The sequence below is a fragment of the Acidovorax sp. GW821-FHT09A11 genome, from assembly GCF_059418365.1.
The window spans coordinates 35970-55314 of record NZ_JBWKPS010000004.1 but is presented as its reverse complement, the minus strand read 5'-3'; the positions used below and the strand labels follow the sequence as shown (position 1 = coordinate 55314).

Sequence of the window (19345 nt, the reverse complement as noted above, 5' to 3'; positions counted from 1 at the left end):
CGAGCGCAGCCGATTACACCAGAGCCAGAGAGGCTGCGCCGCGCAGCCACCGCCAGGGCCCCATGCCAGAATCGGCGCATGACCAGGGCATGGCGCCGCCGTTTCGCGCGGGTTCATTTCACCGGCCTGCTGCTGTGGGCCGTGGTGGCCTGCGCCGGCGCGGGCTGGCTGGTTCACGCGCGCCTGCAGCAGCTGCGGGAGGCCTTCGAGACCGATGCCCGTATCGTGCACCGGCTCCTGAGCCAGCGCGTGGTGCAGCACGACGCGGTGATGGCCACCCTGGCCCTGCTGCAGCCTCCGGAGCCAGGCGCCACCCCGGATGCCGCGCGCGCCACCGAAGAGGCCACGGCAGCCTCCCCGCTGCCGCGCCTGCCTTCGGTCTACCCGCAGATCCTTTCCGTGCTGCAGCGGCCTGCGGGGGGCGCATGGCCCACCGCGCTGCAGCCGGCCCTGGCGGCCGCCGAGGCCGCATCGCGCCAGTCAGGCCATGCCGAAATGGCACTGCCCGACCTGCCTGCGGGCCGCTACCACCTGGTGCTGGCCAGCACCCCCGCAAGCTATGCGCTGCAGATCGACCTGCGCATGACCATCCCCCGGGACGAATGGCCGATGGCCATGGACAGCAGCCCGGTGCGCGTCACGCTCGCCCAGGGCGGCACGGCCTTCGTCGTGCAGCCGGGCCGCACGGAACCGGGCCGCTGGGGCCTGGGCTGGTCGTATGGTTTTCACAAGCTGCTCGCGGCGCCGAGCCAGCCCCTGGATGTGGTGGCGCAGCGCCATGTGGGCCTGCGCGAGCTTCCCTGGCTGGGCATGCTGGGCTGGTGCGTGCTGACCGCCGCGCTGTGGGCGGCGGGCCGGGCGCTGTGGCGCCAGCGCATTGCGCGCCAGCGGGCGGAAGAGCTGCTGCGGCTCGGCCAGGTCGCCCGCCTGAACACCCTGGGCGAGCTGGCCGCGGGCATGGCCCACGAGCTGAACCAGCCGCTCACGGCGCTGCTGTCCAGCACCCAGGCCGCGCAGCGGCTGCTGGCGGACGACCCGCCGGATCTGGAGACGGCCCAGACGGCCATGGCGCGCGCGGTGGAGCAGGCCCGGCGTGCCTCCACGGTGGTGGGCCGCCTGCGCCGCCTGGTGGAGCGACCCGACCTGTCGGCGCAGGCCCAGCCGCTGCACCTGGCCACGGCGCTGCAAGATGTGCTGCACCTGCTGGAGCCCGAGCTGGCGCAGCGCGCCATCGCGGCCGAGGTGACGGTGGCGCCCGACCTGGCGCCCGTGCTGGCCGAGCCCGTGGCCTTGCAGCAGATCATCCACAACCTGCTGATGAACGCCATGCAGGCCATGGAGCAGGTTCCCCCCGCCGAACGCCGGCTCACGCTGCGGCTGTCGGCGCGGGATGGCACGCGGATCGCCCTGTCGGTTCGCGACCACGGCCCCGGCGTGCCGCCCGAAGCCCGCGAGCATCTGTTCGAGCCCTTCTACACCACGCGCTCGTGCGGCCTGGGGCTGGGCCTGACACTGTGCGAAAGCCTTGCCCAGGCCATGGGCGCCAGCCTGGAACTGGCCCCTGCGGCGCCAGGCAACGCCGCCGCCCAACGCGGCGCCGAGTTCGTGCTGGTGCTGCCCGCGGCGCCTGGCACCCCTGCCGCCGCGCCACCCTCTCCGCAGCCATGAGCGACAGCGCCACGTCCCTTTCCCCCCTCATTCACCTGGTGGACGACGACGCCGCCGTGCGCGACAGCCTGGGCCTGCTCATCAGCACCGTCGGGCTGCGCGTGCAGACCTGGGCCGACCCGCATGCCTTCATGGCCGGGTTTGACCGGGCCAGCATCGGCGCCATCGTGCTGGATGTGCGCATGCCCGGCATCAGCGGCCTCGCGGTGCTGGAGCAACTGCTGGCGCAGGGCGTGGACCAGCCGGTGGTCCTGCTCACCGGCCACGGCACGGTGGAGATGTGCCGCCGCGCCTTCAAGACAGGCGCGGCGGAGTTCCTGGAAAAACCGGTGGATGACGAGGTGCTGATCGAAGCCCTGCAGAACGCCGTGCGCCAGCATGTGCGTTCGCGCGAACGCCACCAGGCCGACCAGCAGGCCCGCGAGCGCTACGCCCAGCTCTCGGGCCGCGAGCGCGAGGTGCTGGGCCTCATCGTCGAGGGCCTGACCAACAAGGAAATCGGCCGGGTGCTGGCACTCTCGCCCCGCACGGTGGAAACCCACCGCGCCAACCTGTTCGCCAAGCTCGGGGCCGAGTCGCTGGCGCAACTGATCCGGCGCTACGCCGCCCTGGTGCAATAGCCAGCCCGCAGGCTGCGGATGCGGCCTTCAAACCGCCCACCGCCCCGGGCGGGCACTCCGTAGTTCTACGGAGGCCCCGGCGTAGGCGTACGAATGGCCGGAATCCACGCCGTTTCCTACAGTTCTCCCACGGCGCCACAACGGGTGGCACCGGACCCGAAACCACCGAACGCCCACGGAGAACACCATGCAGAACACCCTTGCCAAAGCCGCCGCCCTCACCCTGTCCCTGGCCGCCTGCGCCGCTGCCAGCGCCGAAGGCGTGCGCACCGAAAAGAACATCTCGCTGGACCTGGCCAATCAGATCGCCGCCCACACCGTGGCCGCGTGCACGGCCTCCGGCTACAACGTGACCGCCACCGTGGTGGACCGCGCCGGCACCGTGCGCGCCGTGCAGCGTGCCGACAACGCCGGCCCCCACACCCTGGAAGCCAGCCGCCTGAAGGCCTACACCTCGGCATCGGCCAAGAACACCACGCTGGCCATCATGGAAGGCTCGCAGAAGAACCCCGCCGCCGCCAACCTGGGCCAGATCCCCGGCTACCTGCTGCTGGGCGGCGGCGTGCCCCTGAAGGTGGGCAATGAAGTCATCGGCGCCGTGGGCGTGGGCGGCGCGCCCGGCGGTCACCTGGACGAGCAATGCGCCATGGCCGCCATCGCCAAGGTGGCGGACCAGCTGAAGTAAGCCCACAGCGCAGCGCCCCTTCCTGGGGCGCTCGCCCGCTGCGCAGACACCCGCCAAAGCACCACGAACCGCTGAAGGGACACGCCATGAACCGACACACCGCAATGCCCCTGGCCCTGGCCGCGGCCCTGCTGCTGGCGCAGCCCGCCCAGGCGCAGGTGGCGCCCACCGCGGCGCAAACGGCGGCCTACCAGGGCCTGCACGCCGCCGCCGCGCGCGGCGATGTGGGCATGCTGCAAAAGCTCGTGGCGGCACGCGCCGATGTGAATGCCCGCGATGCCCACGGCCGCACGCCGCTGCACGTGGCCACGTTCGCCCGCCAGCGCGATGTGATCCGGCAGCTGGTGCAGGCCCGGGCCGATGTGAATGCGCTGGAGAACGACCGCTACGACGCCGTGACCATCGCGGCGGTGGCGGACGACGAAGACACCCTGCGCCTGCTGCTGGCCCTGGGCGCCCGCGCCGGGCAGGTGACGAGCCGGTACGACGGCACGGCACTGATCGCCGCGGCCCACCTGGGGCACGACGGCGTGGTGCGCCAGCTGATCGCCGCCGGCGCTCCGCTGGACCATCTGAACAACCTGCACTGGACGGCGCTGATCGAGTCCATCGTGCTGGGCGACGGAGGGCCGCGCCACCAGGCCACGCTGCAGGCGCTGCTGCAGGCCGGCGCCAGCCATGCGCTGACCGACCGGCAGGGCAACACGCCACTGCAGCTGGCCCGCCAGCGGGGCTTCAGCGAGATGGTGCGGATGCTGGAAGCATCGGGCGCCAGGTAGGTAGCCAGCGGATGCGGGATGCACCCGTGCGGGCGCACTGCCCCCACCCACTTCAGCGGTACAGCGCTGCGCCCGCCATGCGCACCCTGTCGGCGCGTACCGCGCCCAGGGCATTCACCACCGGCTCCCACACACTCGCGTAGGCGGGCATGGAGTCCGGTGCAAATGCGGTATGCGGCCAGTCCGAACCCCACACCAGCCGCTCCCCCGCCAGCCCGGCCACGCGGCGGATCGCATCGTGCAGTTCGGCGTAGGGCGCCGCGGCCTGCAGGCGGTACCAGCCTGACAGCTTGATCCACGCCCCCAGGCCGGCCAGCCTTGCCAGCGCCTGCCAGGCCGCATCGTCCCGCGCCAGGGCGGCATGCATGCCCGCCAGGTGGTCCAGCACGCAGGGCAGGCCCGTTTGCGCATGCAGCTGGGCGATCTGCGCCAGCTGGGCAGGCGCCGCATACCACTGCACATGCCAGCCCAGTGCCTTCAGGCGGGGCGCCAGCGACTGCATGGCCTGCGCCCCGTTGCCCACCGGGGACACCAGATTGAAACGCACGCCGCGCACGCCCAGCGTGTGCATGGTCTGCAGCGCGTCATCGGCAATGTCGGTATCCACCACGACCACCGCGCGGTGCCGACCCGGCTCGCGCGCCAGGGCCTCGAGCACAAGCCGGTTGTCGGTGCCGTACACGCTGGGCTGCACCAGCACGAGGTGCCCCACGCCCAGCCTCGCGGCTTCGGCCTCAATGCGTTCGAGGGGCTGGTGCGCGGGCTGGTAGTGCCCGGCCTGGACCGGGGCGGCGGCATCAAAGACATGGACGTGCGTGTCCCATCCCTCCGGGACATCCCGCAACGGCGCGGAGGGGGCCAGCGCACTCATGGGTCAGCCCACCACGATCTTGCGCTCGCGGATGACCTTGCCCCATTGCGCTTGCTGGGCCTGGATGAACCTGCCGGCGCTGGCCTGGGTCGCGTCGGGAAAGGCATCGCCGCCCAGCGCGCGGATGCGGCCCAGCACCTCGGGGTCGGCCAGCGCCTTGCGGATGGCGTTGACCAGCTGCGTGCGCACCTCGGGCACAATGCCCGCCGGGGCCAGCACCGGATTCCATTCCAGCACTTCGTAGTCGGCCACGCCGGCCTGCGCCATGGTGGGCACATCCGGCAGCGATCGGGCGCGCAGCGCACTGGTTACCGCCAGCGGCCGCAGCTTGCCTGCCTGGATGTGGCCCAGGGACGAGGCCACATTGGCAAAGAACAGCGGCACCTGCCCGCCCATCACGTCGTTCATGGCAGGGCCGCCCCCACGGTAGGGAATGTGGGACAGGCGCACGCCCGTGCGCTCTTCAAACAGCGCCCCGGCCAGATGCTGGGCCGAGCCATTGCCGGACGACGCATAGGCCACCTCTTCGGGCTTGGCCTTGGCGCGCGCGATGACTTCCTTGACGGAATTGACACCGAAGCCCGGGTGGCACACCAGCACGTTCGGAAAGGTCGCCAGCACGGCCAGCGGCACAAAGGCGGTGTTGCTGTCGTAGGGCAGCTTGGGATACAGCGATGGATTGACGGCGAACGACGACGCATCGAGCAGCAGGGTCGTGCCATCCGGCGTGGCGCGGGCCACGGCCGATGCGGCCAGCTGGCCGCTGGCGCCGGGCTTGTTGTCCACCACCACGCCCTGCCCCAGCGCCTCGGCCATGCGGGGCGCGATGATGCGCGCCATCAGGTCGGCGCCGCCGCCTGCGGGGTAGGAGACGACCAGGGTCACGGCGCGCCCGCCCCCCACGCCCGCGGCGTGGGTGCGCACCCAGGGCGCTGCCAGCGTGACACCCACGGCAGCCAGCGCCGCACGACGCGACAGATCTGGTGAATTCAGAGGATCGGATAGATGGTGCATACGGGTCTCCTTGGTTTCGTCTTCAGTCGTTCATGGGAGTGCGCCTGAAGCGGCGCGCCCCAGGCCGGCAGGCGCAGCGGCACGGGCCTTGCCAGGCCCGTGGCACCGCACAGGGGTGCCGTTCATGTAATGGTCACGGTGTAGTGAAAGGCGTGGGCATCGCCGCGCGTGGTGCGCCATTCGATGCAGCGCCCGCCCAGGTCGTAGGCGGCCCGTTGCACCACCACGCCCGGATGGCCTGCGGCCAGCCCCAGGTGGACGGCCTGCGGGGCTGTCAGCATGGCAAAGCCAATGTCGTCCACGGCCCGGTGCACATGCACACCGCAGCGGCGCGCGAACATGGGGTACAGCAGGTCGTCCCACTCCGCGGTGTTTCCTTCTGCCAGGGGCGCAAACACATCCAGCGGCAGCCACAGGTCTTCCAGCAGGCAGGGCTGGTCGGCCAGCAGGCGCAGGCGCTGCAGCCGCAGCACCATCTCGCCCGTGGCCAGGCCCAGCCTGCGGGCCACGGCAGCCGGGGCCGCCATGCGCTGGCGCGACAGGATGCGCGAGCGCGGCATTTCGCCGCCGCCGCTGTCAAACCGGAAAAACCGCAGCATCGAGGCGCCGGCAATGCCCTGGCGCACAAAGGTGCCCCGGCCGTGGATGCGCTCCACCAGCCCTTGCGCCACCAGGAGTTCCAGCGCACGGCGCATGGTGCCCAGCGCCACCTGGTGCTCCGTGGCCAGCAGGCTTTCTGCCGGCAGGGCCGAGCCAGGCGGCCATTCGCCGGCCACCACGCGGGCACGCAGTGCAGCCGCCAGGGCGGCGTACCGGCTCAGGCCCGGGGAGGAATCCAGCGCCACGACTTTTGAATGGGAGATCATGGCAAAGAACTATAGTCCTCTATAGGTCTTTGCACAATAAGTGAATACCACAGGCACGGCGGCGGATGCCCAGGCTTCGGGATGGGGTCCCGTTGCGGACGATCAGCTACCCACAAAAAGGAGCAAAAAAAACCGCCGGACAAGGTCCAGCGGCATTTGCCATCCTGATGGGGGGTGCCCCCACCGGCAAGCCGCCATCAATCCGTCACCAGGCGGGCCTTCACGGCCTTGCCCTTCACCCGGCCCTGGTTCAGGCGCTGCGCGGCCTGGGCGCCGATGGCGCGGTCCACCGCCACGTAGGTGGAGAAGTCGTTCACGTTGATCTTGCCGATCTGCTCGCGGGTGTAGCCCATCTCGCCGGTCAGCGCGCCCAGCACGTCGCCCGCGCGGATCTTCTCCTTGCGGCCGCCGATGATCTGGATGGTGACCATGGGCGGCACCAGCGGGCCGCTGCCCGCGGGCGTGAGCTCCGCCACCGGGAACCAGCGCGACTCCCGGCCCTGCAGCACCTCGATCTTGCCCACGCTGCCCATCTCGTCCAGGCTGGCCAGGTTGAGCGCCAGGCCCTCGGCGTCGCCCCGGCCCGTGCGGCCGATGCGGTGGATGTGCACCTCGGGGTCGGGCGTCACGTCCACATTGATCACGGCGGCCAGGTTGGCGATATCAAGCCCGCGCGCCGCCACGTCGGTGGCCACCAGCACCGAGCAGCTCCTGTTGGCGAACTGCACCAGCACCTGGTCGCGCTCGCGCTGCTCCAGCTCGCCGTACAGCGCCAGCGCGCTGAAGCCCTGCGCCTGCAGCACGCCCACCAGGTCGCGGCACTGCTGCTTGGTGTTGCAAAAGGCGATCGACGATTCGGGCCGGAAGTGGTTGAGCAGCTGGGACACCGCGTGCAGGCGCTCGCTGTGCTTCACCTCGTACCAGCGCTGCTCGATCTTGCCCTCGGCATGCTGGGCCTGCACCGTGATCTGCACCGGCGCCTTCATGAACTGAGCGCTGAGCTTGGCGATGCCCTCGGGGTAGGTGGCCGAGAACAGCAGGGTCTGGCGCTCCTTGGGACACTGCTTGGCCACCACCACGATGTCGTCGAAGAAGCCCATGTCGAGCATGCGGTCGGCCTCGTCGAGCACCAGGGTGTTCAGCGCTTCCAGGCTGAGGTGCTGGCGCTCCAGGTGGTCCATCACGCGGCCGGGCGTGCCCACGACGATGTGGGCGCCGTGCTCCAGGCTCAGCGTCTGGGCGCGCAGCGGCACGCCGCCGCACAGGGTCACGACCTTGATGTTCTCTTCCGCGCGCGCCAGGCGCCGGATCTCGGTGGTCACCTGGTCGGCCAGCTCGCGCGTGGGGCACAGCACCAGCGCCTGCACGGCGAAGCGGCGCGGGTTGAGGTTGGCCAGCAGGGCCAGGGCGAAGGCGGCGGTCTTGCCGCTGCCGGTGCTGGCCTGGGCGATCAGGTCCTTGCCCAGCAGCGCGGGCGGCAGGCTGGCCGCCTGAATCGGAGTCATTTGCATGTAGCCCAGCTGCTGCAGGTTGGACAGCATGGCAGGGCTCAGGGCCAGCGTGCTGAAATCAGTGCCGGCTTGGTTTTCTTTGGAGGTCATGGCCCGATTATCCCGCCCGGGGTATCCGGGCAACTACCTTGCACGCGCGCAAGGTCTATCGGCTATAACGGAAGAACGTGCTGGCGATCTCCACGGGGCCGCGTGCAGACCGCCACACCTTCTCAGCACCGGGTGGGACATGCCAGATTCAATCAACGCAGCCAACGCCCCTGGCCAGGGGGGCTCCAGCGACTCGCTGCTGCGCCTGATCGCCGATTCCGTGCCCGCATTGATGGCGTACTTCGACCTGCCCGGCCTGCGCTGCCAGTTCGCCAACCAGGGCTACGCCGCCTACAACGGCCACACGACCGAATCGATCCTGGGGCTCACGGTGCAGGAAGCCATTGGCGACAAGGCCTGGCAGGTGATCCAGCCGCATGTGGAGCGCTCCACGCGCCGCGAGCACGTGAAGTACACGCGCGAGCAGATCCTGCCCAATGGCGAGACGCGCATGATCGAGGTCAACCTGATCCCGCACTTCGGCGCCGGCTCGCAGCAGCTGGGCTCGTTCGTGCTGATCACCGACATCACCGAGCGCTGGCGCGCGGAACGCCAGGTGCGCCAGAGCGAAGAGCGCATGCGCAAGTTCACCGAGGCCACGGACGAGGCCATCGTGTTCCACCGCGACGGCATCATCACGGACGGCAACGAGGCGCTCACCCGCCTGGTGGGCTACGGGCTGCAGGAGGTGCTGGGGGTCTCGATCTTCCACTTCATCAGTCCCGAATGGCGGGCCGTGGCGCTGGACTACACCCGCAGCGGGCGCGAAGACCCCTACGAAGTGACCATCCGCCACAAGGACGGGCATGCCATCCCCGTCGAGGTGGTGGGCAAGACCATGCCGCTGCACCATGCGGACTACCGCATCGTGGTGGTGCGGGACATCACCGCGCGCAAGCAGGCGCAGGAGCGCGAGGCCTTCATCGCGCTGCACGACACCCTCACGCAGTTGCCCAACCGGCATTTCCTGATGGAGCAGCTGTCGCAGGTGCTGTCGCTGGCGCGCAGGCGCCACGGCCGCGCGGCCGTCCTGTTCGTGAACCTGGACCATTTCAAGACGGTGAACGACTCGCTCGGCCACCACGCGGGCGACCAGTTGCTGTGCAACGTGGCCGAGCGGCTGCGCCAGGGCGTGCGCGATGCCGACGTGGTGGCGCGGCTGGGCGGTGATGAGTTCGTGGTGGTCCTGACCGACGTGCAAAGCCCCGATGACGCCGCCAGGGTGGCCGACAAGCTGCTCGACTCCATGCACGGCGTGTTCACGCTCGACCAGGTGCCGCTGACCGTCTCGCCGTCCATCGGCATCAGCCTCTTTCCGGAGCATGCCGCCACCGGCGACGCGCTGCTGCGCTGCGCCGACGCGGCCATGCACCACGCCAAGGAAAGCGGCCGGGGCAACCGCCAGTTCTACGAACCCAGCATGGAGGCCAGCGCCATCGATGTGCTGCAGCACGAGCGGCTGCTGCGCGAGGCCATCGTCCACAACGCCTTCGTGCTGCACTACCAGCCCCAGATCTGCCTGGAAGACGGCTCGCTGCGCGGCTTCGAGGCCCTGGTGCGCTGGCGCCATCCCCAGCGCGGCCTGGTCGGTCCGGATGAGTTCATCACCTTCTCGGAATCCCGCGGCCTCATCACCCCCATTGGCCGCTGGGTGATGCGCGAGGCCTGTCGCCAGCTCCGGGAGTGGCAGGACCAGGGCTTGGCCATGGTGCCGGTGGCGGTGAACCTGTCGGCCCTCGAATTCCGCCAGCGCGACGTGGCGGGCGAGATCGCGGCCATGCTGCACGAGACCGGGCTGGCACCGCAGTACCTGGAGATCGAACTCACCGAATCCGTGCTGATGCACCAGACGGGCCAGGTGCTGGACACCCTCAATGCCCTCAAGGCACTCGGCGTCGGAATCTCCATCGATGATTTCGGCACCGGGTACTCATCGCTGGCCTACCTCAAGCGCTACCCGATCGACAAGCTCAAGATCGACCGCTCCTTCGTGGTCGACACCCCGGACAACGCCGACGACGTGGCCATCGTCACCGCCATCATCCAGATGGGCCGCAGCCTGCAGATCAGGACCGTGGCCGAGGGGGTGGAGACACAGGCGCAGGTGGATCTGCTGGCGGGCCTGGGGTGCGACCTGATCCAGGGCCATGTGGTGTCGGTGCCCCGGGACGCCGCGTCCATCCTGCGCTGGATGCGCGACTTCCACGGCCTGGAGCCCCTGCTGGCGGTCAATTCCTGAGGCCCTCCGCGGCCCCGGCGCCAGCCCGTCACACAAACACGTTCCCGGCTTGTGGACAATAGGGGCATGCCCCTCATTCCCGACTTCATCGCCCCCACCCGCCACACCGACCCGGCCGAAGCGCTGGCCCAGGTGCAGCGCATCTACCAGCAACAGATCGGCCACCTGCGCGATGCCATGCAGCGCTTCGTGGCGGGCGAGACGCCCGAAAGCGCGGTGCGCGCGTTCTATCCCTTCGTGCGGGTGCACACCACCACGGTGGCACGGGCGGACTCCAAGCTGGCCTACGGCTTCGTGGAAGGCCCCGGGCGGTACGAAACCACCCTTACCCGCCCCGACCTGTTCGCCAACTACTACGCCGAGCAGTTCCGCCTGCTGCGGGCCAGCCACAACGTCGAGCTGGAGGTGGGCACCAGCGCGCACCCCATCCCCATCCACTTCTCGTTCGCCGAGCACGACCACATCGAGGGCACGCTCACGGCCGAGCGCCGCATGCTGATGCGCGACGTGTTCGACCTGCCGGACCTGGCGGCCATGGACGACGGCATCGCCAACGGCACCTGGCAGGCGCGCCCGGGCGAGGCACAGCCGCTGTCGCTGTTCACCGCGCCGCGCGTGGACTACTCGCTGCACCGCCTGCGCCACTACACGGGCACCGCGCCCGAATGGTTCCAGAACTTCGTGCTGTTCACCAACTACCAGTTCTACATCGACGAGTTCGTGCGCCTGGGCCACGCCGAGATGGCCAGGGAAGACAGCGAGTACGTGGCCTTCATCGAGCCCGGCAACGTGGTCACTCGCCGCGCGGGCCTGCCCGCGCAGCCGGGCGACGAGCTGGGCATCGCCCCGCCGCGCCTGCCGCAGATGCCCGGCTACCACCTGGTGCGCAAGGACGCGAGCGGCATCAGCATGGTCAACATCGGCGTGGGGCCGGCCAACGCCAAGACCATCACCGACCACATCGCCGTGCTGCGCCCGCACGCGTGGATGATGCTGGGCCATTGCGCGGGCCTGCGCAACAGCCAGCAGCTGGGCGACTATGTGCTGGCCCACGCCTACGTGCGCGAGGACCACGTGCTGGACGAGGAACTGCCGCTGTGGGTACCCATCCCGGCGCTGGCCGAGATCCAGATGGCGCTGCAGCAGGCCGTCGCCGACGTGACGCGGGTGCCGGAGGACCAGCTCAAGCGCATCATGCGCACCGGCACCGTGGCCAGCACCGACAACCGCAACTGGGAACTGCTGCCCGACAACATGCCCCAGCGCCGGTTCAGCCAGAGCCGCGCCGTGGCGCTGGACATGGAAAGCGCCACCATCGCGGCCAACGGCTTTCGCTTCCGCGTGCCGTATGGCACCCTGCTGTGCGTCTCCGACAAGCCGCTGCACGGCGAGATCAAGCTGCCGGGCATGGCCAACCACTTCTACCGCGAGCGCGTGGACCAGCACCTGCGCATCGGCATGCGCGCCATCGAGATCCTGCGCAACGGCGGCGTGGACAGGCTGCACAGCCGCAAGCTGCGCAGCTTTGCCGAAGTCGCCTTCCAGTGACGACAAGAAAGAAGCAGCGCCCCGTCTCCCATGCCCCTGGACTTCCTCACGCTCATGGCGGCGATGGCCGCCAACCTGTTCATGATCTCGGCCGTCCTGCCGCTCATCATGGGGCGGGATGTGAGCCGCGCCGCACGCCACGTGCAGGCCAGCATGCTGCTGCAGGCGCTGGCCTGGGCCGCCATCATCGCGTCGTCCTCGCTATGGGACCGGGCGCTGTCCACGCTGTCCATCGCATGCAACGCCGCTGCCCAGTGGATGCTCTACCGCGCGCTGGAAGAATGGCTGGGCCCCCGCCCCCTGCGGCGTGTGCTGCTGGCGCTGGTGGTGGCCGCGCCGCTGGGCTACACGCTGGGTTTTGACCACTACGCCTGGCGCGTGGGCTGGGCCAACGGGCTGATGGCGGTCATCCTGTGCATCGTGGCGCGGGCCACGCTGTACCCGCTGGTGCTCGCCGACGTGCGCTGGCGCAGCCTGCTCCTGGGCTGCCTGGCCACCTCGGCCGCCTTCACCCTGGCGCGCGGGCTGCTGGGCGCCTTCACCGACGAGTACCCCAGCTTTCGCACGCCGCACCCGGTCAACCTGGCCGCGGCGCTGGCCACCAACGTGAGCCTGGTGCTGGGCACCGTCGCCGTGCTGGTGGCCTGGCGGTACGAGGCAGAGCAGAAGCTGCGCACGCTGGCCATGACCGATGGGCTCACGGGCCTGCTCAACCGCCGAGGCTTCACCACCCAGGGCGAAAACCTGCTTTCGCATGCATGGCGCCACCGGCTGCCGCTCACCGCGCTGATGCTGGACCTGGACCACTTCAAGCAGATCAACGACACCCACGGGCACGACGCGGGCGACCGTGCGCTGCAACTGTTTGCGCGGCTGCTGGGCGACACCTGCCGCAGCGGCGACCTGATTGCGCGGCTCGGGGGCGAGGAGTTCGGCGTGCTGATGCTGCACAACACGGCGTCGGCGGGCGTCTCGTTCGACCGGCGCCTGCGCCACAAGCTGCATGACGCCAGCGCGGCAGAACTGTGCTTCATCCTGGACTACAGCGCCGGCATGGCCGTGCTGCAGCCCGGAGAATCCAGCCTGGCGGCCCTGATGGCACGGGCCGACAGCGCGCTCTACGACGCCAAGGCCACGGGCCGCGGCCGGCTGACCGCCGCCACCTGAAGACCACCTCCGGGCAACGGCAGGCGGTCAGGGAACGATCAGCGCCGCGACATCGTGCGCCGCCCCCTGGCGCTCCAGCGCCAGGTGCGCGACGAGACTGGACCGGTCCGCGGGCGTGCGCTGCTGGGACAGGAAGCGCTTGCCCTCGAGGCGGGTGACTTCGATCTCGAAGCCCCGCAGATGCAGCGCCGCCTCGTCGATGAAGGCGGGCGAGGCATCGTGCAGGGACCACGGCTGCGCGCGGTGCGCCTCCTGGGACGCCGTGAGCGCGGCAAGGTGGTCCCTCATCCAGCCGCCGTCGTCGACGAAGCGGATGCGCCCCCTGGCTTCCACCGCCACATAGTTCCAGCTGGGGGCCAGGCGCGCGCTGCGCTGGCCGTTCACGTACCAGCGCGGAGAAATATAGGCATTGGGACTCTGGAACACCGCGAGCACCTCCGCGCCCTGCGGGACAGACCGCGCCAGCGTGTGCATGCGCGCCACATGGCCCTGAAGCAGCCCCAGGCCGCCGCCTTCGGCCAGCAGCAGAAGCGGAAGCAGGTGGGCCTCCAGGCCCGCGTGCGCCGCCGCGACCACGGTCGCCAGGGGGTAGGAGCGCACCAGGCCCTGCAGTTCGCGGACATCGTCGATGGAGAAGAGGGATTGGCTGTACATCGCACGGGCTCAAAAAAGAGGGAAGTCTGGCCGTTGCGCACGCGCGCGTCTTGAAGGTTTCGGCCAACGCCATCAGGGCAAGCAGGGCGCCCGCCGGACCAGCGGCGCCGGTGCCGGCGCCGCGGGCGTGAAGCCCCCGTAGCGGCGGAACTCGCGGGTCATGTGCGCCTGGTCGGCATAGCCCGCCGCCAAGGCGACCTCGCCCAGCGAAGGGCGGCCGGCCTGCAGCAGGTCCATGGCGCGCTGAAAGCGCAGGATGCCCGCCAGGCTCCGCAGGGGCAAGCCCGCCACCGCCGCCATGTCCCGACGCAGCGTGCGCGAGGAGGGTACGGCCCAGCCGCCACCGCCTTCCTCCACGGTCTGGCCCTGCCGCACCATCTGCTCGATGGCCGCGAGCGCCCGACCCTGGGCCGCTGCCACCGAGGCCCGGGCCGCCAGCGCGCGGGCGGTGGAGCGCAAGGCCTGCTCCACGCCCCGCAGCGTGCGCGCCTGCAGCAAGGGGTTGGTGGCACAAGAAGGACCCAGCATCCGCGCGGCCTCGGCGCCGAAAACCGTCCGGTTGCGCAGCGCCCCGGGCGCCGTGCCCAGGCAGGCGCCGCCCCAGCCCATGTGAAAACGCACCCCGAGGACGACCGTCGCGGCGCGCAGGCTCACGAACGCGGGCTGGTCGGCGGGGCCCGCGATCACCGGCCAGACGGACGCCACCATGCCATCGGGCCGCAGGGCGCAATGCACCACCAGGTCCATCCTGCCGTCCGGCAGCACCAGTTGCCGGCCTTGGGCCGCCGCGTCGTAGCGCCAGACGGCTTCGATCCGGGTCGCATCCAGGGCGTCCAGTGGCAATTCGACATAGCTGGTATCGGCGGGGCTGGGTTTCATGGTGCAGGCAGGATGGCGCATTTCTCGTTCAAAGGGGCGGGCGCTCTGCGGGGGTGCGGCCATCATCCGCCGCGCGGCCCGGGGTGCCAGCATGGCACACAATCAGGCCATGACCGCACTCTTCGAAGCCCTGCAACTGCGCAAGCGCTATGGCAACACCACCGTGGTGGACGATGTCTCCTTTTCCATCGCTCCCGGCGAATGCCTGGGCGTCATCGGCCCGAACGGCGCGGGCAAGACCACCACCATCCGCATGTGCCTGGGCCTGACGGCGCCCGACGGCGGTGCGGTGCACTTCACACCCGCGCCGGGCGGCGCCCCGCTGCACATGCCGCGCGATGCCCTCGCCATCAAGGCCCAGCTGGGCGTGGTGACCCAGTTCGACACCCTGGACCCCGACTTCACCTGCGCCGAGAACCTGCGCGTGTTCGGCCGCTATTTCGGGCTCAAGGGCGCGGTGATGGACGAGCGCGTGCCGCGCCTGCTCGACTTCGCGGCGCTCACGCACAAGGCGAACGCCAAGCCGGGCGAACTCTCGGGGGGCATGAAGCGGCGCCTGAGCCTGGCCCGCGCACTCGTCAACGACCCGCGCCTGCTGCTGCTGGACGAACCCACCACGGGGCTGGACCCGCAGGCCCGCCACCTCATGTGGGAGCGCCTGCAGTTGCTGCTCCAGCAGGGCAAGTCCATCCTGCTGACCACCCACTTCATGGACGAGGCCGAGCGCCTGTGCTCGCGCCTCCTGGTGCTGGACCACGGCAAGAAGATCGCCGAGGGCCGCCCGCGCGAACTGATCGCGCAGCACCTGGAGCCGGACGTGGTGGAAGTGTTCGGCGTGGGCGCCGTGGCGCTGGCCGAGAATGCCGCCCTGCGGGCCCTGGCGGCGCGCGTGGAGATCAGCGGCGAGACGGTGTTCTTCTACACCCAGAACGCAGGGCCTCTGCTGCAGGCGCTGGGCGCGCACCCGCACCTGCGCACCCTGCACCGGCCGGCCAACCTGGAGGACCTGTTCCTCAAGCTCACGGGGCGGCAGATCCGCGAGGATGGCTGAACTGAAGTCTGGATCAGTGCACTCCGGTGCGCCACGCTTCACGCAACGGCGAAAACTGACGCAGCGCAAGCCGGTGCCACCGTGGAACTGGCTTTGCCAGGCCACGGGTGGCGTCCCCCTCCCGCGAAGCGAGACAGAGGGAAGGCGCGAAGCGGCTCAGGGGGTGCGTGGTTTCACCTTGCTGGCCGCCAGCTTGGCATTGGTGCGCGCCGTCTCCACCTCGGCCGCACGCGCCAGTGCCACGCCCATGCGGCGCTTGGCAAAGCTCTCGGGCTTGCCGAACAGGCGCAGGTCGGTGCCGGGCACGGCGAGGGCCTCGTCCACGCCGTCGAACACGATGCCCTGGGCCTCCACGCCGCCGTAGATGACGGCGCTGGCGCCGGGGTTGCGCAGGCTGGTATCGACTGGCAGGCCCAGGATGGCGCGGGCGTGCAGCTCGAACTCGCTCTGGTGCTGGGTGCACAGCGTGACCAGGCCGGTGTCGTGCGGGCGCGGGCTCACCTCGCTGAACCACACCTGCTCGCCCTTGACGAACAGCTCCACGCCGAACAGGCCCTGGCCACCCAGGTTGTCCGTGACCGCCTTGGCGATCTGGCGCGACTTCTCCAGCGCGGCCGGGTGCATGGGGTGGGGCTGCCAGCTTTCCACGTAGTCACCGCTCACCTGCACATGGCCGATGGGGTCGCAGAAGCTGGTGGCGATCTGGCCGTCCGCGCCCACCGAACGCACGGTGAGCTGGGTGATCTCGTAGTCGAAGTCGATGAAGCCCTCGACGATGACACGGCCATGGCTCACGCGGCCGCCGGCCATGGCGTAGTCCCAGGCCTTTTGCACGTCGGCCGGGCCGTCGATCTTGCTCTGGCCCTTGCCGGAGCTGCTCATCACGGGCTTGACGATGCAGGGGTAGCCGATTCCGGCATCGATGGCCGCCTGCAGTTCCTCAAGCGAGTTGCAGAACTTGTACGGGCTGGTGGGCAGGCCCAGCGTCTCGGCGGCCAGCACGCGGATGCCTTCACGGTCCATGGTCAGGCGCGCGGCGCGGGCGGTGGGGATCACGCGCACGGTGCCGGCGGCTTCCAGCTCTTCGAGCATGGGCGTGGCGATGGCTTCGATCTCGGGCACCACCAGGTGGGGTTTCTCGGCCTTGATCAGGGCCTTGAGCTGGGCCGGGTCGCTCATCGTGATGGTGCGCTGGTGGTGGGCCACCTGCTGGCCGGGGGCGTTCTCGTACCGGTCCACGGCGATGGTTTCCACACCCAGGCGCTGCAGCGCGATCAGCACCTCCTTGCCCAGCTCGCCCGAGCCCAGCAGCATGACTTTGGTGGCATGGGGCGACAGCGGGGTTCCGAGGGTGGTCATGGGAGGTTTTCCAGAAAAAAAGTGAGGACGGGCGGCAGAAAGGGTCGTGAAGCCGCGGCGATCGGCCAACTTTAATGCACGGGTTGCGCGCCCCGCCACCCCGGCCACAGGGCGTGCGGACTATTTTTTGCGCCGGGTGGATCCAGGCGGCGCTGGCGCGCGTACTCCCAGGGGCAGCAGACCGTTCTTGGGACCGCTGCGCTTTTTCAACCCACTGAAGAAAAGGGAAATACCATGCACACCCAGCCATTGCGCTCCCGTTTCGCGGCCCTGACGGGCGCACTTGCCGCCACGGCCCTGCTGGCCGCCTGCGGGGCGATGAAGCAGCCCACCCCCAGCCCCATGTTCTCGCAGGACAGCCTGCCGGACGCCATCAAGGTACCCGCCGGCAACCGGGTCGCCATGGAAACCATCGGCGTGGGCGACATCACCTATGAATGCCGCGACAAGGCCAACGCGCCCGGCCAGACCGAATGGGTGTTCGTGGGCCCCAAGGCGGTACTGAACGACCGCAGCGGCAAGCAAGTGGGCACCTACTACGGCCCACCCGCCACCTGGGAGTCGGCCGATGGCTCCAAGCTGACGGCCACCCAGTTGGCCGTGGCGCCATCGGGTGCAGGCAACCTGCCCTACCAGCTGGTCAAGGCCCACCCCGCCATGGGCGGCGGCGCGATGGCAGGTGTGACCTTCATCCAGCGCGTGGCCTTGAAGGGCGGCGTGGCGCCTGCCTCGCCCTGTGCGGCCGCCAACAAGGGCGAGCGCCAGAGCGTGAAGTACCAGGCCGACTACATCTTCTGGAAAGCGGCGTAGGCCGCTGCCCGCCCCGCCGCGCACCGCTTCGCGCATCTATCCGCATTGCGGGGCCAGCGCGTGGGGGTAGGGATTGATGGCACGCCCTAGTACTGCTTGTACGGCAGGAACTTGCCCGACAGCACCACCTTCACGCGGTCGCCCTTGGGGTCGGCCTCGCGCGTGATGTCCATGCTGAAGTCGATGGCGCTCATGATGCCGTCGCCGAACTCCTCGTGGATCAGTTCCTTGATGGTCGTGCCATACACGCTCACGATCTCGTACCAGCGGTAGATCAGCGGGTCGGTGGGCACGGGCGTGGGCAGCGAGCCCTTGTAGGGCACGACCTGCAACCACTTCTGCTCCTCGGCCGTGAGGCCGAAGATCTTGCCCAGCACCTTGGCCTGCACGGGCGATGCGGTCATCTGGCCCAGGCACAGGGCGGTGGTCCACTCCTTGGACTGGCCGACCTTCCTGGCAATGGCATCCCATTGCAGGCCCTTGGCGACCTTGGTGCTGATGATCTTCTCGGTGACGTCGTTGCGGTTCATGGGGGCTCCTTGGGGGCGGGTGTCGGATCAGTGCGCTATGGCACGACCGCAAGCAATGCCCGTGCCCGCCGGCCCCACAGGCCCGTGGGGCGGTGGACACGGCCACCTATCCACCCCCGGCCCGACACAGCACAATAAGCCCATGCAATCCGTATCCCCCTCCACGGCAACCGCTGCCGCCCCGCCCCTTGCCTCCGTCTGGCGCGCGCCCAGCCTCTCGGCGCGCTGGTGGCCCGTGTTCCTGCGAAACCTGCTGGTCTGGCGCAAGCTGGCCATCCCTAGCCTGGTGGGCAACATCGCCGAGCCGCTGATGTGGCTGGTGGCGTTTGGCTACGGCATGGGCGCCCTGGTGGGACAGGTGAACGTGGGGACGGCGGGCGGCGCGACGACGCAGGTGCCGTACATCCTGTTCCTGGCCAGTGGCTCGATCTGCATGAGCGCGATGAACGCCGCCAGTTTCGAGGCGCTGTACTCCGCCTTCTCGCGCATGCATGTGCAAAAGACCTGGGACGGCATCATGAACGCGCCGGTGCGGCTTGACGACGTGGTGCTCGCCGAAATGCTGTGGGCCGCCTTCAAGGCGCTGTTCACGGTGACGGCCATCCTGGGCGTGATGCTCGCGCTCTCCATCAGCCACAGCCCCAAGCTGCTCGTGGCCTGGCCGGTGCTGCTCTTCGTCGGCATCATGTTCTCCAGCATCGCGCTCATCTTCAACGCACTCGCCAAGGGCTACGATTTCTTCACCTACTACTTCACGCTGGTGCTCACGCCCATGATGTTCCTGTCGGGGGTGTTCTTCCCGCGCGAGCAGCTGCCGCCCATCGTGCGCGCCATCTCGGACTGGCTGCCGCTGACCAATGCGGTCGAGCTGGTGCGGCCCCTGTTCATGGACCAGTGGCCTGCCAATGCGCTGCGCCACGGGCTGGTGCTGGTGGTGACCACGGTGGTGGCCTTCTGGGTGGCCCTGGCGCTCACGCGCAGGCGCTTCAAGGCCTGAACCGGCG

General features: G+C 69.7%; 18 protein-coding genes. 10 read left to right on the top strand and 8 right to left on the bottom strand.

Annotated features, from left to right (window positions below; all coding sequences use genetic code 11):
• The first annotated feature begins 78 nt into the window (after positions 1-78).
• From AC07PV_RS11345 to AC07PV_RS11330, 4 genes are all read left to right on the top strand, one after another.
• Entirely contained in the window at positions 79-1668 is a 1590-nt protein-coding gene (locus tag AC07PV_RS11345; RefSeq protein ID WP_494630280.1) for a sensor histidine kinase, read from the top strand.
• Positions 1665-2288, top strand: coding sequence for a response regulator transcription factor (locus AC07PV_RS11340; protein WP_218340564.1), 624 nt, complete (start codon positions 1665-1667; stop codon positions 2286-2288). Before AC07PV_RS11345 ends, AC07PV_RS11340 begins: the two co-directional genes overlap by 4 nt.
• 187 nt (positions 2289-2475) lie before the next feature.
• Complete coding sequence (locus tag AC07PV_RS11335) at positions 2476-2973, top strand: GlcG/HbpS family heme-binding protein (protein ID WP_218293099.1); 498 nt, start codon at positions 2476-2478, stop codon at positions 2971-2973.
• Positions 2974-3059: 86 nt separating this feature from the next.
• A complete protein-coding gene (locus tag AC07PV_RS11330) occupies positions 3060-3752 on the top strand; it encodes an ankyrin repeat domain-containing protein (RefSeq protein ID WP_218340565.1) in 693 nt (230 codons plus the stop codon).
• A gap of 52 nt (positions 3753-3804) precedes the next feature.
• On the opposite strand, the gene AC07PV_RS11325 is transcribed toward AC07PV_RS11330, so the two are convergent.
• The 4 genes from AC07PV_RS11325 to dbpA all read right to left on the bottom strand — a co-directional run bounded on the left by AC07PV_RS11325 (position 3805) and on the right by dbpA (position 8104).
• Complete coding sequence (locus AC07PV_RS11325; RefSeq protein ID WP_218340566.1) at positions 3805-4623, bottom strand: amidohydrolase family protein; 819 nt, start codon at positions 4621-4623, stop codon at positions 3805-3807.
• Positions 4624-4626: 3 nt separating this feature from the next.
• Positions 4627-5637 (bottom strand): tripartite tricarboxylate transporter substrate binding protein, encoded by a 1011-nt coding sequence (locus AC07PV_RS11320; protein ID WP_494630278.1) that lies wholly within the window; start codon positions 5635-5637, stop codon positions 4627-4629.
• Between the two features lie 122 nt (positions 5638-5759).
• Positions 5760-6503 carry a GntR family transcriptional regulator gene (locus AC07PV_RS11315; protein ID WP_369641304.1) on the bottom strand — a complete coding sequence of 248 codons (744 nt, stop codon included), beginning with the start codon at positions 6501-6503 and terminating at the stop codon, positions 5760-5762.
• Positions 6504-6700: 197 nt separating this feature from the next.
• Positions 6701-8104 (bottom strand): ATP-dependent RNA helicase DbpA, encoded by a 1404-nt coding sequence (dbpA, locus tag AC07PV_RS11310; protein ID WP_494630276.1) that lies wholly within the window; start codon positions 8102-8104, stop codon positions 6701-6703.
• Between the two features lie 139 nt (positions 8105-8243).
• Here dbpA and AC07PV_RS11305 point away from each other — a divergent pair, with 139 nt between their 5' ends.
• From AC07PV_RS11305 to AC07PV_RS11295, 3 genes are all read left to right on the top strand, one after another.
• Positions 8244-10343, top strand: coding sequence for a putative bifunctional diguanylate cyclase/phosphodiesterase (locus tag AC07PV_RS11305; RefSeq protein WP_218340570.1), 2100 nt, complete (start codon positions 8244-8246; stop codon positions 10341-10343).
• A gap of 66 nt (positions 10344-10409) precedes the next feature.
• A complete protein-coding gene (locus AC07PV_RS11300) occupies positions 10410-11891 on the top strand; it encodes an AMP nucleosidase (RefSeq protein ID WP_218293092.1) in 1482 nt (493 codons plus the stop codon).
• Positions 11892-11921: 30 nt separating this feature from the next.
• Positions 11922-13058, top strand: coding sequence for a GGDEF domain-containing protein (locus AC07PV_RS11295; RefSeq protein WP_494630274.1), 1137 nt, complete (start codon positions 11922-11924; stop codon positions 13056-13058).
• Positions 13059-13085: 27 nt separating this feature from the next.
• Here the strand turns inward: AC07PV_RS11295 and AC07PV_RS11290 are convergent, their stop codons facing one another.
• Both AC07PV_RS11290 and AC07PV_RS11285 read right to left on the bottom strand, forming a co-directional pair.
• On the bottom strand, positions 13086-13712 hold the full coding sequence (locus tag AC07PV_RS11290) for an FMN-binding negative transcriptional regulator (protein ID WP_492254541.1): 627 nt from the start codon (positions 13710-13712) through the stop codon (positions 13086-13088).
• Between the two features lie 72 nt (positions 13713-13784).
• The gene (locus tag AC07PV_RS11285) at positions 13785-14591 is read right to left on the bottom strand and encodes a helix-turn-helix domain-containing protein (RefSeq protein ID WP_492254540.1); all 807 of its coding nucleotides are present in this window, start codon (positions 14589-14591) and stop codon (positions 13785-13787) included.
• 109 nt (positions 14592-14700) lie between these two features.
• On the opposite strand from AC07PV_RS11285, the gene AC07PV_RS11280 reads away from it, so the two are divergent.
• A complete protein-coding gene (locus tag AC07PV_RS11280) occupies positions 14701-15642 on the top strand; it encodes an ATP-binding cassette domain-containing protein (RefSeq protein ID WP_218340572.1) in 942 nt (313 codons plus the stop codon).
• Between the two features lie 156 nt (positions 15643-15798).
• Here AC07PV_RS11280 and purT read toward each other — a convergent pair whose 3' ends face one another.
• The gene (gene purT / locus AC07PV_RS11275) at positions 15799-17001 is read right to left on the bottom strand and encodes a formate-dependent phosphoribosylglycinamide formyltransferase (RefSeq protein ID WP_494596322.1); all 1203 of its coding nucleotides are present in this window, start codon (positions 16999-17001) and stop codon (positions 15799-15801) included.
• 234 nt (positions 17002-17235) lie between these two features.
• Between purT and AC07PV_RS11270 the strand changes: the two genes are divergently transcribed.
• A complete protein-coding gene (locus AC07PV_RS11270) occupies positions 17236-17811 on the top strand; it encodes a DUF3455 domain-containing protein (protein ID WP_494596324.1) in 576 nt (191 codons plus the stop codon).
• An 86-nt stretch (positions 17812-17897) separates the two neighbouring features.
• Here AC07PV_RS11270 and cynS read toward each other — a convergent pair whose 3' ends face one another.
• Positions 17898-18341 carry a cyanase gene (gene cynS, locus AC07PV_RS11265; RefSeq protein WP_218340575.1) on the bottom strand — a complete coding sequence of 148 codons (444 nt, stop codon included), beginning with the start codon at positions 18339-18341 and terminating at the stop codon, positions 17898-17900.
• 142 nt (positions 18342-18483) lie between these two features.
• Between cynS and AC07PV_RS11260 the strand changes: the two genes are divergently transcribed.
• Entirely contained in the window at positions 18484-19338 is an 855-nt protein-coding gene (locus tag AC07PV_RS11260; RefSeq protein WP_369641296.1) for an ABC transporter permease, read from the top strand.
• The last annotated feature ends 7 nt before the right edge of the window (positions 19339-19345 follow it).

Coding starts and splice junctions, on each gene's coding strand:
- dbpA (WP_494630276.1), bottom strand. CDS start 8,104: ATGACCTCCAAAGAAAACCAAGCCGGCACTGATTTCAGCACGCTGGCC.
- AC07PV_RS11260 (WP_369641296.1), top strand. CDS start 18,484: ATGCAATCCGTATCCCCCTCCACGGCAACCGCTGCCGCCCCGCCCCTT.
- AC07PV_RS11285 (WP_492254540.1), bottom strand. CDS start 14,591: ATGAAACCCAGCCCCGCCGATACCAGCTATGTCGAATTGCCACTGGAC.
- AC07PV_RS11330 (WP_218340565.1), top strand. CDS start 3,060: ATGAACCGACACACCGCAATGCCCCTGGCCCTGGCCGCGGCCCTGCTG.
- AC07PV_RS11270 (WP_494596324.1), top strand. CDS start 17,236: ATGCACACCCAGCCATTGCGCTCCCGTTTCGCGGCCCTGACGGGCGCA.
- AC07PV_RS11305 (WP_218340570.1), top strand. CDS start 8,244: ATGCCAGATTCAATCAACGCAGCCAACGCCCCTGGCCAGGGGGGCTCC.
- AC07PV_RS11320 (WP_494630278.1), bottom strand. CDS start 5,637: ATGCACCATCTATCCGATCCTCTGAATTCACCAGATCTGTCGCGTCGT.
- AC07PV_RS11290 (WP_492254541.1), bottom strand. CDS start 13,712: ATGTACAGCCAATCCCTCTTCTCCATCGACGATGTCCGCGAACTGCAG.
- AC07PV_RS11300 (WP_218293092.1), top strand. CDS start 10,410: ATGCCCCTCATTCCCGACTTCATCGCCCCCACCCGCCACACCGACCCG.
- AC07PV_RS11295 (WP_494630274.1), top strand. CDS start 11,922: ATGCCCCTGGACTTCCTCACGCTCATGGCGGCGATGGCCGCCAACCTG.
- AC07PV_RS11315 (WP_369641304.1), bottom strand. CDS start 6,503: ATGATCTCCCATTCAAAAGTCGTGGCGCTGGATTCCTCCCCGGGCCTG.
- AC07PV_RS11335 (WP_218293099.1), top strand. CDS start 2,476: ATGCAGAACACCCTTGCCAAAGCCGCCGCCCTCACCCTGTCCCTGGCC.
- purT (WP_494596322.1), bottom strand. CDS start 17,001: ATGACCACCCTCGGAACCCCGCTGTCGCCCCATGCCACCAAAGTCATG.
- AC07PV_RS11325 (WP_218340566.1), bottom strand. CDS start 4,623: ATGAGTGCGCTGGCCCCCTCCGCGCCGTTGCGGGATGTCCCGGAGGGA.
- AC07PV_RS11280 (WP_218340572.1), top strand. CDS start 14,701: ATGACCGCACTCTTCGAAGCCCTGCAACTGCGCAAGCGCTATGGCAAC.
- AC07PV_RS11340 (WP_218340564.1), top strand. CDS start 1,665: ATGAGCGACAGCGCCACGTCCCTTTCCCCCCTCATTCACCTGGTGGAC.
- AC07PV_RS11345 (WP_494630280.1), top strand. CDS start 79: ATGACCAGGGCATGGCGCCGCCGTTTCGCGCGGGTTCATTTCACCGGC.
- cynS (WP_218340575.1), bottom strand. CDS start 18,341: ATGAACCGCAACGACGTCACCGAGAAGATCATCAGCACCAAGGTCGCC.